6 protein-coding genes and 1 pseudogene are annotated in these 15933 nt (G+C 39.6%); all 7 read right to left on the bottom strand.

The genetic code is table 11. From position 1 onward, the window contains the following. Positions 1–68: 68 nt before the first annotated feature. The 7 genes and pseudogenes from hppD to bcsA all read right to left on the bottom strand — a co-directional run bounded on the left by hppD (position 69) and on the right by bcsA (position 15932). Complete coding sequence (gene hppD, locus PS1M3_RS04180) at positions 69–1115, bottom strand: 4-hydroxyphenylpyruvate dioxygenase (RefSeq protein WP_006791414.1); 1047 nt, start codon at positions 1113–1115, stop codon at positions 69–71. Between the two features lie 305 nt (positions 1116–1420). Then, a complete protein-coding gene (locus PS1M3_RS04185; protein WP_203986431.1) occupies positions 1421–4174 on the bottom strand; it encodes a metallophosphoesterase in 2754 nt (917 codons plus the stop codon). Positions 4175–4349: 175 nt separating this feature from the next. Continuing rightward, positions 4350–5834, bottom strand: a complete 1485-nt coding sequence (locus tag PS1M3_RS04190; protein ID WP_008127557.1) for a peptide MFS transporter — start codon at positions 5832–5834, stop codon at positions 4350–4352. Positions 5835–6082: 248 nt separating this feature from the next. Further along, positions 6083–9900: pseudogene (locus PS1M3_RS04195) on the bottom strand (cellulose synthase subunit BcsC-related outer membrane protein). Next, the gene (gene bcsZ / locus PS1M3_RS04200) at positions 9891–11021 is read right to left on the bottom strand and encodes a cellulose synthase complex periplasmic endoglucanase BcsZ (RefSeq protein ID WP_008127560.1); all 1131 of its coding nucleotides are present in this window, start codon (positions 11019–11021) and stop codon (positions 9891–9893) included. Before bcsZ ends, PS1M3_RS04195 begins: the two are co-directional and overlap by 10 nt. After that, positions 11021–13267, bottom strand: a complete 2247-nt coding sequence (gene bcsB / locus PS1M3_RS04205; protein ID WP_203986435.1) for a cellulose biosynthesis cyclic di-GMP-binding regulatory protein BcsB — start codon at positions 13265–13267, stop codon at positions 11021–11023. Before bcsB ends, bcsZ begins: the two co-directional genes overlap by 1 nt. After that, positions 13260–15932 carry a UDP-forming cellulose synthase catalytic subunit gene (bcsA, locus tag PS1M3_RS04210; RefSeq protein WP_006791408.1) on the bottom strand — a complete coding sequence of 891 codons (2673 nt, stop codon included), beginning with the start codon at positions 15930–15932 and terminating at the stop codon, positions 13260–13262. Before bcsA ends, bcsB begins: the two co-directional genes overlap by 8 nt. Position 15933 lies beyond the last annotated feature (1 nt).

Here is a 15933-nt window from a genome sequence, read left to right on the forward strand (position 1 = left end):
CCATACATTTTAAATATTAAAACGACAAAAAGCAGCGAAGGTCGCTGCTTTTAATTTACTCAAAAAGATTATAAAACGCCGCGGCGCTCTTGATCGCGTTCAATTGATTCAAATAACGCTTGGAAATTACCCTCACCAAAACCGCCATCATCAACGCGTTGAATCATCTCTATAAAAATTGGGCCAAATAAGTTTTTAGAGAAAATTTGTAGTAGGTAACAATTTTCGCTTTGGCTATCAACCAGTATTTGGTGTTCGCGAATTTTGTCTTTGTCTTCTTTTACCCACGGCACACGGTCGAAAATGGTGTCGTAGTATTCAGGAATAATATCGAGCGTTGCAATAGTTGATTTATCTAGCTTGTCTAGCGAGCTAACTAAATCGTCAGTTAAAAATGCTAAATGTTGAACGCCTGGGCCATTGTATTCACCTAAGTATTCGTCAATTTGGTTGTTGTCGTTGCCTTTACCTTCATTGATTGGAATTGAGAAGGTGCCACATGGAGATTTAAGCGCATATGAAATTAGCGCCGTTTTTTGACCTTTAATGTCAAAGTAACGTACTTCTGTAAAACCAAACACATCTTTATAAAAGTTTGCCCATGTTTCCATTGTGCCTTTATAAACATTATTAGTTAGGTGGTCGATGCGCTTAAAGCCTTTGTCTTCAACAACCGTTTGCGTTGCTAAATCTTCAAAGTCACTTTCATAAATAGTGCCTTTATCGCCAAATTGGTCAATAAAGTAAATTAGGCTATCGCCAATACCGTAAATTGCAGGGTAAGGAAGGTTTTTGTGTGTAGAATCGGTTGCAGGTTTTGCACCGCGCTCTACTGCAGTTTCAAATGCTTTTTGAGCATCTTCAACACGCCAACCCATTGAACAAATTGCAGGGCCATGGCTTTTAGCAAATTCAGCAGAAAAACCTTCACGCTCGTTGTTCAGTAAAAAGTGAATGTCGTTTTGATTGTAATAAACAATGTCTTTGCCTTTAAACTTTTTAAGCTTTGAAAAGCCAAAGTCAGTAAATACTTTGTCCATGTAATCTGCATCAGGCGTGGCGTATTCAGTAAATTCAATACCGACTAAACCTAAATAGTTAGTTACTTCACTCATTTTAATTACTCCCACAATGTAAGCACTGTGATTATTTGTTGTTGTGTTAATGGCAAGATAATTAACCAGAATTAGATTTAGGGGAAGAGCAGCCAGGTATTTAGTAATTGAGTGGTGTGTAAATTTTATAGGACGTTTGTGTCCAAGTTGTTTTGAGTCAATACAGTAGAAAATTTTTACGCTGTAAAAGTAAACAGTTTTAGTGGCTTTTTTTTGGTTAAGTTTATGAATTGTAGTAATAAAAAAGAGAGTTTAAGTAGCTAAACTCTCTTTTTTGAAGTGGTATGAAATAGGGTTAGGTGTAATTAATTGTTTACATTTTTGGCGTGTTCACCAAAAAACTTGCTACGCTGTTGTAACCACAAGTTTGGTTTTATTTCAGGCGCAGCTTGGTAATGGCGTTCAATGGTTTGATTAAGTACGCGTGTTGCTTGCTCGTAAGTGAGTTTTTGCTGCGCATTACCTAAGCTTTTTATTTCGTCGCGGCTCATTGCACGGCCGGCATAAAGCATGGCATTTAAGTAGCCTGGCTCGGTTTCAAAGTTGTCATCATTAAACAGCAGCACTGCGTCTTTGAGTGCCCAGCGGTTGTTTATTTCTCCATCTTCCTTTACGCCCACTAGTTCGCCATCTATATACACTTCAAATACGCCATTGGTAGGTGCAGTATAAAATACTAAAGCGACACGATGCCAAGAGTCGGGTTGTGTATTGCCAAAATAGCCGCTGTCGCTGGTTGATTTACCATAACCACCACTTGGGTCAATAAATATGTCGGCATCGTCGGTTAAGTAGTTAACGGTATCCGCTTGAACAACCGCACGGTAAATATCTTGGCCTTCTGCTGGCCAGTATAAATCCATTACAAGTGTGTAGTCTGAAACCATGCCATCAGCGGCATAATCGCCGTTAGCGGGTGTGTTTAAGTTAATATGTAGGCCTTCGGTTGGTGCATGCCTTGAAAATGCCATTACACCTGACGGCCCATCACTCAAATCACTAATGCCCAGTTCGGTAGTGGTTTTATATTGAGTTTCTTCTGGGCCCCAGTCTTTTTCTTCAGGATCGAAGTAACTGAGTACTGAAGGTCCAAAATCTGCTGTAAGTGGGCTTGCTGTATTATCAAAATTCCATACCGTTATGTTTTCTTCGTTTGTACATGAAAACAGTTGATTGTTGGTATCTAGGTATAAGCACTGGCTTGTTCTAAATCGGGCGTACTGATCTAGTAACCACCATGCTTCGGCAATGGGTTCTACGTTTGAAAATGTGACACCATTAAAAAATAATTCAGGGTTAAGCGCTGCGCCTTTAAATAAAGCGACATCATAATTGCTGGTTGCTTGAATGTTATCCGGTGTGAGTAAAAACCAGTCAGGTTGGCTTGCATACATAGATGTTAAGTCTGTACCTGTTACTGTCACTTTATATATTGCGTTAAAACCGGGTGTATTTGAAGGCTGTCTTTCTACGTAAAATGCTTCGTGAAAATCTTCTTGTGTGAGCGTGCCGGGTGTCCAACGCTTTTGAACCAGTTCGGGGTTTAAAAGTGCAGCTGTGATTGAACTTTCGTGTTGCGCGGCTAATGCTGTTATTTCAGCTAACTCAATTGCACTAGGGTAGTTTTCTGAAATAGCTATTTCGGTTTGTGCATCAGGAGCGTAACGGCCCATAATTTCATCAATGGCTTGCTTTGTTGGTTCATCACGTTCAGTAATAGTTTCAGTGGCAATCGTTTGATAGTTCACAACAGGTGATGTTCTATCAGCTAAATTAAACTCAAGTGTTAAGTCGGTTATCCCTTTTGCATAAAAGTCAGGTTGAATAACAATGGCGCCATTTTCTAGTGTATCAAAGCTTTCGCCGCCATGGGTATGGCCCCCTAATACTAAATCAATACCTGCAACGTCAGTTGCCATATCTGTGTCTAGGCCTACTCCTAGATGGCTTAGCATTACCATGTAATCAACATCATCACGGTATTGGTTTACAATGCTTTGTGCGACTTGTTGCCACTCCCAGCTCATTTTAAATTGTTTTATAAAATCTGGGATTGGATCGTCTTGCTGTGGCTCATCTAATTCATTCCATGGCACCGACGTCATGCCAAATACACCTAAGGTAACACAGCCCACTTGCACTTTTGCAAAGCTCACAGCGGCAAAATCTTGAAGTTGCTCCCCTTCATAGCGAGTGTTACTTGCAAGCACAATCGCTTTATCATCTTGCGAATAGCTCAGTAGCTTTTCTGGCCCCCATGCATAGTCGTGGTTTCCCACAACACGGATATCAAACTGCATCGCTTTAATGGCTTCTTCGGTTGCTGTACCTTGTGAAAGTTGCTCTGCTACCGTGCCTTTTTCATAATCGTCACCACCATTGGTAAATAGGGTATGTGGTGTTTGGTTGGCGACTTGATTGTAATAGGCTTTAATACGGCTAAAGTATTGTTCCTCATACCCAAAACGAGCATGTAAGTCTGCTACATGAACAAAGCGTACCGATTGTGTTGTTGCGCTCGCTTCACATGTTGGACCAATATCGGCGAATGTTTCTTTACGCTGCATTTGAATTGCATAAGTGCCGACTTGATTCACTTGTGCACTGACATAATCATCGCTTACGGTTGAGTTAATAATCGTTTCCCAACTATTTAGACCTAACTGTCTGGCTATGAATAATTGCCCACCGAGTACATAGTCTTCAGGTATTTTTATTCTAATAGTAAAGGAGTCTGAAAATGAAATGTCAGGGTCGGGTATAAGGGTGTGTAAATCAGAGATAATGTTTAACTGTGCGTTGGCATCATCTAGCGTTGTTTTTTCGTAAGTGATTTCGCTATTTGATGAAGCTATATTTGCAGGGATAATTAATTCAAACCCCCCGTTATCTAACGTTGAGTTTAAGCCGTTAGCAGCAGTTAAAGAAAGTAGGGTGGGCTCGGGTTCAACAGGATCATTTGGATTAACCGTTACTGCATCACTCGCACCACCGCATGCACTTAACATAAAGAGCAAAAATGGTATTGCAGCTATTTTTAATAACTTGTCCAATAACATATACAGCAGTCCTCGGGTGTCTAATTTAACAATTTATTAATGCATAATATCAGTTAAAAGTATGGGAGCATAGCTGTATAAAAATGCCCCCATAACAATTATGGGGGCATTTTTTATTTGTTACTACATTTGGAATATGCAGTAAATAATTATTAGTACAAAAGGATTAACCGAATTAGGTCTCTAATCCTTGTTTTTCCCATATTTTCGCTTTAAAACTCATAAGCACTAAAACAATACCTACACCAATGCTAAATAATGCAATTTGTAAGTATAGGGTAGGGATTTCTTGAACGTTATTAGGATCAAAGTTACCAGCAAGTATGCCCGAGATAACATTACCAATAGAGTAAGTTAAAACAAACACACCCATTAACTGGCCCGTATAGCGACGAGGCGATAACTTGCTTACTGCACTTAATGCAACAGGGCTTAAACAAAGCTCACCCACTGTGTGTAAAAAGTACGTAGTTACCAACCAGTAAGGCGCTACTTTTAAGCCTTCTGCTGCATAATGTGCTGCCATAAACATGACTAAAAAGCCTGAGGCCATAATAATTAAGCCAAATGCACATTTTACGCTGTAAGTAGGCGATATCATTTTTTTAGACAGGTTTATCCAAAGCGCAGCGAAAAAAGGTGATAAAACAATAATAAAAATTGAATTTAAAGATTGAAACCACGTAGTTGGAATTTCAAACTTACCAATTAGTCGGTCGGTGTAATCGCGGGCAAATAGGTTTAACGAAGAGCCGGCTTGCTCAAAACCAGACCAAAAACATGCAGAGGCAACACACACTAAAAATAACGCCCACATTCTTTGTTTTTCTTCGCCTGTTAATTTGCCTTTAAAATAAATAAGGCCAAAGTACACAAAGAATATAACAGTAAATATAACAGCTGTATAACCGGCTACAACTGAAGGGTTTATAATGATAGCACCAGTCATAGCGGCTATGGTAACACCCGCAACAACAGCCACAAACAACGCGATAGCGCCCCAAGTACGTGAAGTGCCTTTAGCGCTTAATGGATTAGCAGGTAAAGCGCTGTGCTCTGGTAAGTTATCAAGGGTAAGTTTGTATTGTACTAAACCAATGGCCATACCAACAGCTGCTGCACCAAATGCCCAGTGCCAACCTACGTTCTCCATAAAGTAACCACATACGTAGTAGCCTATTAAAGAACCCAAGTTAATACCCATGTAATAAATAGCGTAACCGCCATCACGACGCTCATCAGCATCGCTGTACAACTGGCCTACCATTGCACTGATATTTGGCTTGAGTAAGCCCGTACCTGTTGCAACAAAAATTAAACCAATAAAAAATGAATATTCATGTGGAACGGCCAAAATAATGTGGCCACACATAATGATAATACCACCGTACCAAACCGCTTTTTGGCCGCCAAATAATCTATCTGCTAACCAACCGCCAGGTAAGCCTAAAAAGTATACCGCACCTGTGTACAAACCATAAATTGCAGCCGCTGATGCAACCGTAAAGCCAAGGCCTTCTTGTTGTAAGCTTGCTGTCATGAATAATACGAGCATAGCTCGCATACCGTAATAACTCATTCGTTCCCACATTTCAGTGAAGAACAATGTCGAAAGTCCTTTAGGGTGGCCAAACCAGCCACTATCTGGAGCTGAACTCATATTTACTTCCTAACTTAAAGAATTGTTGTGATGGCCTTATAATTTTTTGCTTTAGCTCAGTTAGCCTGTTTATAAGGTTAAAGTGCTCGACCACCAGTATATTATTTGTATCTAAGATAATGATTTGCTGTATGGCTGTAACACCACAAGGTAAGAGACACACCCTTATCCTAGCTACAATTGCGCATAAGTATACATATACCTCAAGGCGAGGGGAAGTACTGAGCGGTGTATCACCTTATGCTAAGTTAGAACTCAGCATAAGGGATAATAGGTGTACCCGGAAACTCTAGGGTCCCGTAAACAGGATTGAAGTAGTAACGGATATACAGTTGGCCAAAATTAGGTTCGTAAAAGTCAGAACGATCAATAGCTAAATAACCACCAAAGAACCAATGTGGGGTTATTCTGTATTCAAAGCTGCCTTCTAAGTTGTACGATACGCCCGCACTGGTATCTGAATCAAAGGCAGGGTCTACACCGGTTTCAAGTTGGCGAACAAAGGCTTCAGCTTGAAGGTCAGGATCATTAGGAAAAAAATCGATGGCTTGCGTTTTAGTTTGCGAATACGACACGCCTGTTTTTACGCGGTATACAAAGTCATCACCCCATCGTGCATCGTAGGTCAAAGGAACCGATAACCCAATATAGTTCTGTGGGCTGTAGTAGCCGCCGTGGCCCCAGGTTTCTTCACTTAAATTAAATTTATACGCCCAATGCAATAAACTTGCACCCACTGTAAATTCGCGATCTTGATTACTTATTACACGATAATAGGTACCGCCCATCAAGCGGTAGCGCTGGTTATCTTTTACGTTTTGACCTTTATATAATGTAAAGTCAGCACTAGACCAAAACCCCCAATCGCCGCCTAAATCATGAGAAACATTAGCGGTTAAACCGGTTGAGCGAACCCCCCCCAAATTTTACCGGTATTAACGTCTTCAAGACCAGCATAGGCCAGTACTGAGCTGGTTACTGGTCGTTTTTCTAATTCAAGGCTATAACCAAAGTCACCAAAGTCGTCCGAGTAATTAATACCCCATACAATGTCTTCGATTAAAAAGCCCAGTGGTGTTGTACCAATATCTACGCGCCAGTTTTCGTTTTGCCAACCAATGCCAATATCAACGCCATCTTGCTCAGGACTTACCTCGTCAATACCACAGGTAAATATACACAAAGCGCCTTGACCGTATCGACTGCCAGCAAATTGCTCGTCAAATCGTGTTGTTTGCGCGCTAATACTTGTAGGATCTATTTTTACAAAGCCTTGCCCCTGCCAAAGCGGAAAGTACGCTTCAATAGGGACTAAACCAGCGCCCAATGTAGCCTCACTTTCAGTACTTACTTGTCCGCTAAAATTTACACCAACAGCAATGTAGGCTTGGTTTTTGTTTTGTTGGCTGAGTAGTTCTCGTTTGGCACCGTTTATATACCACTCGTCGTTTTCATTAATGCGCGAAAGTGATGCGTAGAGTTCTTTTTCATTTAGTTGACGATTAGGTGAAAGCGTTTGTGCGTACCACGTTTGTGCTTGCTCTGTTTCATTAAAATTAGCAGCAACTTGCGCGCCTAAATAACGAAGCTCTAAATCATTAGGTGCTTTTTGAATAAGTTGCTCGGCTAAGTAAAGGGCATCACCTGCGTAATTAAAATCGTTTAACGATTCCATAATTTGACGCTGAAAATAACTTTCTTGCGTTGTACTTTGTTCAATGGCGAGCTGTGTGACCTCTTTTGCTTGGAAATCATCACCAAGTGCTCTATAGGCTTTGGATATTGCCATTAAAGCTTGGGGTTCAATTAACTGATTATTTTTTAGTTTTTGTTCGTATAAAATAATCGCTGATTGGTTTTGATCAAGTGCTAAGTTTGCATTTATTAGCGCAGTTGTTGTTGCTGCTGAACTTGGGTATTTTCGATCGAGCTGATTTAGCTTCGCAATAAGATCACTGCCACTAAAATACTCAGAATAATAGGCATTTTGTAATTGCACAAACTGATCTATTTCACTCTCAGAGGCATTTTCAGGAAGCCGATAACGATTAAACCAATCCGTAGTCTGAGCTTTATTACCCTGTGCTAAAAGCCATTCTCCATACAACATATGCCAATAGGCTGATAATGAGGGGTCTTCAGCTAATGCGTCACGCATGAGTTTTAAAGCGTGGTTTTGTTCTTCTATGCTAAACCAGCTTCGTGCTAGCTCAGCTTTCATTGGTGGCGTTAAATTTTGTGCTTCTAACGCACTTAAGTGATAAATAGCAGCCGCTTTATTTTGAGAATTAATAAAACGTTCGCTTTGAGCTAAAGACTCATTAAGTTGTAACTGTTGTTCAAGAGATACAATGTCAGCATCGCGAGATTTAAATGGAATATACTGAAGCGTAGCAAGCGCACCTTGGTAATCGTCTAAAGCACGCAAAAACAGTGCATGGCTATACCTAAGCTGTGAATTTAGCGGAAATTGCCACAATACATTATTAAACAATGAGCGGGCTTTGTCGGTGAGTCCTTTTTGTTGATATATAAACGCTAAGTCGTAATATAACCAAGGCTCTTCTGGTGTTGCTTGAATAGCCTCTTTTAATATTTTTTCAGCCTCTTCTAATTCACCAGCTTCAGTTAGCTTTGTTGCCTTAGCTCTATACACGCTACTTAATGAGCTTAAATATGACGCTCTTAATATTTCTTTTTGTGAAAATGAAAGTCGATTAAAAAAAGATGTGAGCGTTTTTTCACTTTGTTCAAGCTTTGCAATTTCAAGTAAGCCAAATAGGGCGCCTTCGTTTAAAGGCTCGCTTTTAAGCACCACTTGGTAGGTAAGCGCAGCTTGTGAATATAGCCCTTGGGTAAATTGTAAGGTGCCACGATTCGCCAATACGGTATTAGGTTCTTCTTCTAATGCGGCGGCTAAATCGAGTTTTAGCTTAGCAACTCTAAATTCACTGCTATCTATAGCGTCTCTTGCTTGGCGAATATACAGCCAAAACTTAGCTGTTTTAGCCATGCTTTTAAGGGTATTTCGCTCTGCAAAGTCGGCAGTGTATTTTTGTGCACGTGTAAAATAATTATAGGCTTTACCATTTTCACCTAGTTGTAGGTAAAGTATGCCTAAGCTGTTCATGATTTCGCCGTCAGTAGGGCGGCCTTTTAAGGCTTTTAACAGAAGAGGTTCTGCTGCTTTTAACTTTTCTTGTTCGAGTAGATTATTGCCTTTTAACCAGAGCTGATAAGCCGGGTCGGCTAATAATTTTTGGCGTGCTTTTAATTGCTTTTTAAAGTCTTGATACTGTAACTCTCCCTTATTACTAAACGGGTAAAGTATAAAGTATTGCTGAAATTGCTTGTCAGTATTACTGTTTATTGGCATATTTTTTAATGCAGAGAGCCAAATACTTTCAACTTCATCACTAAAACCCGATGTCGATCCATACTTACTTAAAATACGCATAGCTGCTTTATCGCGTGGGTTACGTCTTAGTAAATGTCTGGCATAAGCAACTTCTATAGTGCCTAGGTTGTCATAGCGTTTTAATAATTGTTTGTAACCATTTTTAACCCCTTGCCATTGAGCGCTGTCCTGGGCATACCAGCTTAAATGCTCAAGCTCAAAGTTTAAAGTAGGATAAACATCATTAAATATTTTATTGTAAATTTGACGTGCTTGTTCATACCTGCCGGCACGAGCAAGCAGCTTTGCTTCTTGAATTACTGCCTTGTCTTTACCTTGAATACGAGACATAACCTTGAGTTTTTTTACGCAAGGTGTTTGTTGTGTTAGTTGGTTATCAAGCTTACTTAATAACAAGTTTGCCTGGTCTGTATTGCCATTCGTAAAGTCGTAATGTGCAAGCGCACATTGCGTTTCTATTCGGGTAGGGGCAATTGCAACCAACTTCTGCAGGCTATCTTCAACAAGTCTTTTGTTTTGTTGTGCTTCACCAATACTAATTTGGTTTAATAACCAATCAACCGATTGTGTATCAATATCATTTATTGTTGCGGCATTTAAATTAGTGCTTAGTGCCAATGTACAAGCTAAGGCCAACCTTAACGACATTCAGTGCTCCAAGTAGGTTGTAGCGTTCCATCAGCCGTTATTTTAAAGCGCTTGTTTACAGCACTTTCACCAAATAAATGCAATACACTGTCGTAATAACGTGTTTGCGTAAAAGACTTATCAATCATTAGCTTTTGCTGAATGGCCATTACTAGCTCATCATTACCTTGCTCTGCTAACAAAGGCAACAGGGCAGCGTTAAAGCCCAAAGGCCCTCTTTTTTCAGATTTACCTGATTGAGCGTACGTATTTAAAGGAACATGGCCGCGCTCTTCAATAGTGTCCATAAACGGTGCAAACTGAGTAAGAAGCTCTTGTTTGTAGGGTGAATCTTTTGCCATCATACTTGCCCAAAGGTAAACACGAATTGCATTATAACTACCTAAATCTGTATTTTTTCTGTCGTAGTAAAAACCGCGGTTTGAATCAAACATAACCCAATCAGGGCTAACGCCTTGCTGTGCGGTATCTAAAATTAACTTAGCTGATCCTTCGTGCAGTTGATGCCACGGTGAATGTGGATAAAGCTTTTTAAATTGCTGGTAAATAAATAACGGCGAGTAGCTAGGATTTAGCTTATAGCGCTCATTGTCAAACTCAAAACCGGCAGGTGCGGGGAGTAAAGAAAGGCCAAGGCCCGTTATGTAGGCGGTTTCTTCTCTGATTATACGTTGAGCAAGCACTGCGGCTAAAATACTATAGCGGCGTTCATCCCATAAAATTGCCGCTTGCGATAAACTGTAGGCAATCCATAGGTCTGAATCTGACGCAGGGTTTGAATCTAAAATCCCCCCTACGCGGTTTTTATCTAGTCCCCATTTCCATGCTGGTAAACGCGTACTTAAATCGCCCTCTGATAAATGCTCTTGGGTCCAATTTAAAACAGAATCAAAAGCGGCTTTATCGTTGGCAATAAGCGCAAAAAATAGTGCATATGATTGGCCTTCAGAGGTTGTGATACTTTGATCACTGCCCAAGTCAATAACGCGGCCGTCTTGGCTTATAAAATGATTTTTAAACACTTGCCACGACTGCCAAGGTTCGCACTGTTCAACTTGTGCGTTGGCATTGAAAGCAAATAGTGCCATCACGGTAAAAAACATATTAACGAGTGATTTCATTATTCGTCTCCTTCAGCTAAACGCTTGTAAGTTAATGCTTGTAATAATCGCCATAAGATAAATGAGATCAGCAATAGCGTTAAAATAGACAGTAATGCCAAAATAAATGGATGATCAGATAAGTGAAACCACACTAATGTATGGACTGGGATATGGCCTACAAAGTATTGCTCATCTACTTGAATGGTTTTAATACCCTGTGAGTTGATAATGGCTGCACTACCTTTTACTTGAGCTAATTTTTCTGAGTTCATTAGAACATCGTCAAGTATAGTAAATGCATTTTGCGTCGTAGCACTCAACGAGACGATAGAGCGGTCTGAGTCAAACGGTGATTGAAACCCTGTTATAACAGCCATATCGCCACTACTTTTAATACTAACCTCTACTTTATCGGTCGTTTGTTCGTCGTATGCACCATTATAAATTGCTTGTTTAATTGCGCGCTGATTATTGTTAAGCAAAACATTTGTTTGTGCATCTTCATCTAAGTCATTAGCAATACTGTTAGGTTTAGCAATAACGAGTATGTCTTTATCATCTAAATCAGCGTCCTCATTTAAATGAGCAACACTCATTCTATGGGTTGGGTAACCGGTGATCGCGCCAAAGTGCCCCGTTAAGTTAAATAAAACGGTTAAAGCATTTGGTGTTGGGTTTTCATCAATAAGCACCAGTGTTTGTTGTAAATCAGCATATTTGGTAAAAGGAAAGCCACTATTAGCAAATACGTTCAGATCTGGTAATGCGATATAGTGATCAAATTCACTTACGTCAATGCTTGAATCGCCATCAATAACACCAAACTCACCGCCAGGAGGTGCAACAGCACATTCACCTTTTTTGAGTACACCAAATCTAAAGTCAAAGTTAAGCTCATTTCTGTTAGCTAAATTAATGCCATTTACAGAAAAGCCTTCAGTGCTTTGTGTGGTGTCGGTATTGGCAACTAGTGGCAACAACGCTTGTGTTGTTTGTAATAAATCGTTGTTTTTATCGAGTAAAAAACCACTTATAAATTCTTGGTTTATTAGCATATTTAAACGAGAGTCGATGGCTTCTGATTCTGGCGTGCTACGGTACTGAAGAGTAATAGGTATTCCTCTTTCACGCCACGTGAATAGATCAGGTGCAAAGCGAATGTTTAGTTTTACAGGACCATTATTAAGACCTTGCGCCTGTAGTTGTGTAGGGTAGTCAATAAGCTCGTCAAAATGCACTGGACGATCGCTTCTAAGCCAGCGTGGTGCATCATACGCTTTTCGAAGTGGCAACTGATTTATGGCTTCAATACTTGCGCTTCTTCCTGTCATTACTTTGTGGCCAAATGCAAGGCCAGTCACCGCTGTTTTTAAATCAGCTTCATCACGGCCCAATATGAGTAACATTTTATAATAACGATTAAATGGGTTTGAAATGATTTCAATTGTTGGTTTTTCAACATCTGGGTAATCTTTCAAAAAATCAGGTTTTGAATCATTAGTAATAAAAACCACACTGTGTTGATCAGGCGATTTATTTAACGTTACGGGAAAATTAAATCCACGCCAATCAGCTTGGGCTCCAAACCAACTCGATAGCGTTGCTGCTGCCTCAATAGCTTGGGTATTGGGTGTTTTAGCAAATACAAATGGAAGGTTAAGCTTATTGTAATCCTTTTCATCAAAAAACGGCTCTGGGAGGTATTCTAAACGGCTATCGATAGCGAGTTGCTTTTGATCGAGCGTTATGTTGCTTGATTTATTTATTTCTGTCCAAATAGTACGGCTGAAGTAGTCTTGACATCTAAGGTCGTAATAACCAACCAATTCAAAGCGGACTTGGTTGTAATCTTGAATGTATTTAGCGTTAAGATCGAGGCTATGCTGCACTGTGTTCTTTACAATACTAAGTTGTTCGTTAATAGGTAAAACAGTGACTAAATTATCATTAAAGTATACTTTTAAGTGCGAAACATTCGCGATTAATGAAGGCGAGTTAGTATACGAAAAGTTAAGCTTTAAATTGGTGCTCAATTTATCTATTCGGTTTGTAAAGTCAACGCGGGAGTTATTATTTACCCCGTTGAGCCTAAAACCTGTAAAGCCTAACGCTTCAAACTCTAAGCGTAAACTCGACACCTGAGCGCTCTCAGGGTATCCATTAATGAACATTGATTTATTTTGTAATGGCTCAATTGCATGCGCAAAATAAGCACAACAAATAAGCGACAATGTTAGGGATATATTAAGCAACTTTTTAATCATAATTATTATGCACTATTGGTCTTTTTGGAGTAAATGAGTTTACGTATACAACTAAATTAGTCATAAACTGAATGATAGGTTGAAGCACTCTTGGTGCGTGGAAGAGCAAGTTACTAAACCCTCTAAGGCTTGTTTTTTGCACTTCTTTAAAACTGTAAGATGGGCGGTCATGTCTAAAGTTATTTTGCCAGTCAAGCCACGCATCAGCTCGTGAAAATGTACATTGTATAAACGCGCGCTGTTTTTCAAGAGATAAATCTTTAATGGTTAAGCCAATTTGATTACCCCGAGTATTACAAACATGGGTAGTAAACGAAAATTGCTTATTACCGCGGCTCATTAATAATTCTATTTTATCGTTTACACGACAAGCATGCGCATGGTCGGTTTCTATTCCTACGCCGTTATCGGAGTAATCTGTAATTTTTACTTTTAACGTGTGGCCATTTGCTAAACGAACTCCCGCTGGGAAGTTTGCTTTAATGCGGTGTGAATGCCTAACTTGGCGAGCTTCTGCTGCCACGGCAACCGCAGCACCCAAAATGATAATATTATAAAGCGCCCACCCCATACTAATCAGCAGTACACCAACTTGCGTAGGGTCGCCAAAAAACAGGCGTAAAATACCGACTAACATACCGACTAAATTAATAGCGAGTAAAACCAAATATGGCTTAGAAATACCCCAGTCATAATGCTCTTTATCGTTTAATCCACCTTTTTCGGTAACGTTAAATTTACCTTTGTTTGGATTAAACAAAGCAACTGTTGTTGGCTTTAATATGTACCAAGCAAGCACAGATTCGTAAACTTCGCCCCAAAACGAATAGCGATACTTACCTTGTATTCGTGAGTTAGTTGCTTTTATTTGAATAAGTGTAGGTACAACGTAGATAAAAATAGCTAAAAATGGCGCGTAAATAATGTACGCATTAAAGTATATAAGTGCCAGGGGCGCGGTTAAAAATACAATGCGCGGAATACCTGATAGAAAATGCAGCATAGCGTTTAAGTAGCAAAGTCGCTGAGGGATGTTCAAGCCTTTGCCCAACAGCGGGTTATCGAGCCTAAATATTTGCGCCATGCCCCGTGCCCAACGAATTCGCTGGCCAATATGAGCTGATAAACTATCAGTGGCAAGGCCAGCAGCTTGAGGGATATTTATATAGGCAGTTTTATAACCTGCGCGTTGCATTCGCAGCGCAGTATGAGCATCCTCGGTGACGGTTTCAAAAGCGAAGCCACCTATTTCATCAAGCGCTTCTCTTTTGAGTACCGCACACGAACCACAAAAGAACGTAGCATCCCACATATCGTTTCCGTCTTGAATAAGCCCGTAAAACAACATGTTTTCGTTTGGAATTTGACTGTGGTTATTTAAGTTTCTCTCAAATGGATCTGCGGAGAAAAAATGATGTGGTGTTTGTACTAAACACACTTTACTGTCTTTTAAAAACTGTCCCATGGTCATTTGCAAAAATGAACGAGCAGGTACGTGGTCGCAATCAAAAATGGCAATATAGTCACCATCTGTGTAGCGCATAGCACTATTCATATTTCCGGCTTTTGCATGGTTATTATCTGGTCTTGTTAAATAACCCGCACCCACTTGTTTAGCAAATTCACCAAACTCAGGACGTTTACCATCATCTAAAATATATACTTTCAGCTTATCTGCTGGCCAATCTATGCTTAATGCGGCAAGGGTAGTCGGCCTTACAACACTTAAAGGTTCATTGTAAGTAGGAATGTAAATATCTACCGTTGGCCATAAGTCAGTATTTTTTGGCAACATGACAGGTTTTCTTTCAAGTGGGTTAATAGTTTGAAAAAAACCTAAAATAAGTACCATCCATGCGTATGTTTCTGCTAGTAACAAGCCTGCACCTAATGTAAGTGCTAAAGGGTCATCCCAATTAAGTGTTTCAGTGTATCGCCACCACAAGTACCGCGAAGATGTAGTGACAGATAAGGTAATCATTACAATCGTGGCCATATGGCCTTTTACGCGTTTGAGCGCGTAAGCAACCAGTAAAATAAAGCTAATAAACACTGCTTGCGCTTCAAGGCTAAAGGGAATGGTAACAAATATGGCAAGCAAGAATAATATCAGTGCAACAACGATGTATTTAATAAGTTTGTTCTGCCAAATACGAGCGTCTGCCATTGTTTTAAAAGCACTTTTTTTAGGCTTGTTGTTTTTGGAAAAAAGGCGCCTTATTAATCGGCCTAATTTAAGGTCGTACCAACGAAGTTGCCTTAGGCTGTAACTGACCCCGTCATAAAAATAATTTACAGCATGCTTTTTTATGGACACTGATTTTTTTTTGGGTTTATGAACAGCAAAAAGCAAAAATATGCTCTGAATAACAAAGCGTATAATATTGGAATAGATATAAGTTCTGTATGGTAACCTTAAGTGTGGATAATAGTTATATAACGCTAACTCAAAGTTTTCTTTGTTCTTTTTTATATTTACAAATAATGAACCGAACAAAGTTATGAAGGGCATTAAAAAGGCTTCAATTACATTTACTTTGTGCTGATTAAAGTAACTATGAAATTTAAATAAAATGTAACGCACAAGCTTATCAGTGAATAATATACTCAATAGAATATACAATGTGCTGTGTATGGGCCTTTTGTAAAAAAGAGTAAAGCTCATC

Source organism: Pseudoalteromonas sp. PS1M3, assembly GCF_016865405.1.
Lineage (GTDB): Bacteria > Pseudomonadota > Gammaproteobacteria > Enterobacterales > Alteromonadaceae > Pseudoalteromonas > Pseudoalteromonas marina.

Coding starts and splice junctions, on each gene's coding strand:
- hppD (WP_006791414.1), bottom strand. CDS start 1,115: ATGAGTGAAGTAACTAACTATTTAGGTTTAGTCGGTATTGAATTTACT.
- bcsZ (WP_008127560.1), bottom strand. CDS start 11,021: ATGAAATCACTCGTTAATATGTTTTTTACCGTGATGGCACTATTTGCT.
- bcsB (WP_203986435.1), bottom strand. CDS start 13,267: ATGATTAAAAAGTTGCTTAATATATCCCTAACATTGTCGCTTATTTGT.
- PS1M3_RS04185 (WP_203986431.1), bottom strand. CDS start 4,174: ATGTTATTGGACAAGTTATTAAAAATAGCTGCAATACCATTTTTGCTC.
- bcsA (WP_006791408.1), bottom strand. CDS start 15,932: ATGAGCTTTACTCTTTTTTACAAAAGGCCCATACACAGCACATTGTAT.
- PS1M3_RS04190 (WP_008127557.1), bottom strand. CDS start 5,834: ATGAGTTCAGCTCCAGATAGTGGCTGGTTTGGCCACCCTAAAGGACTT.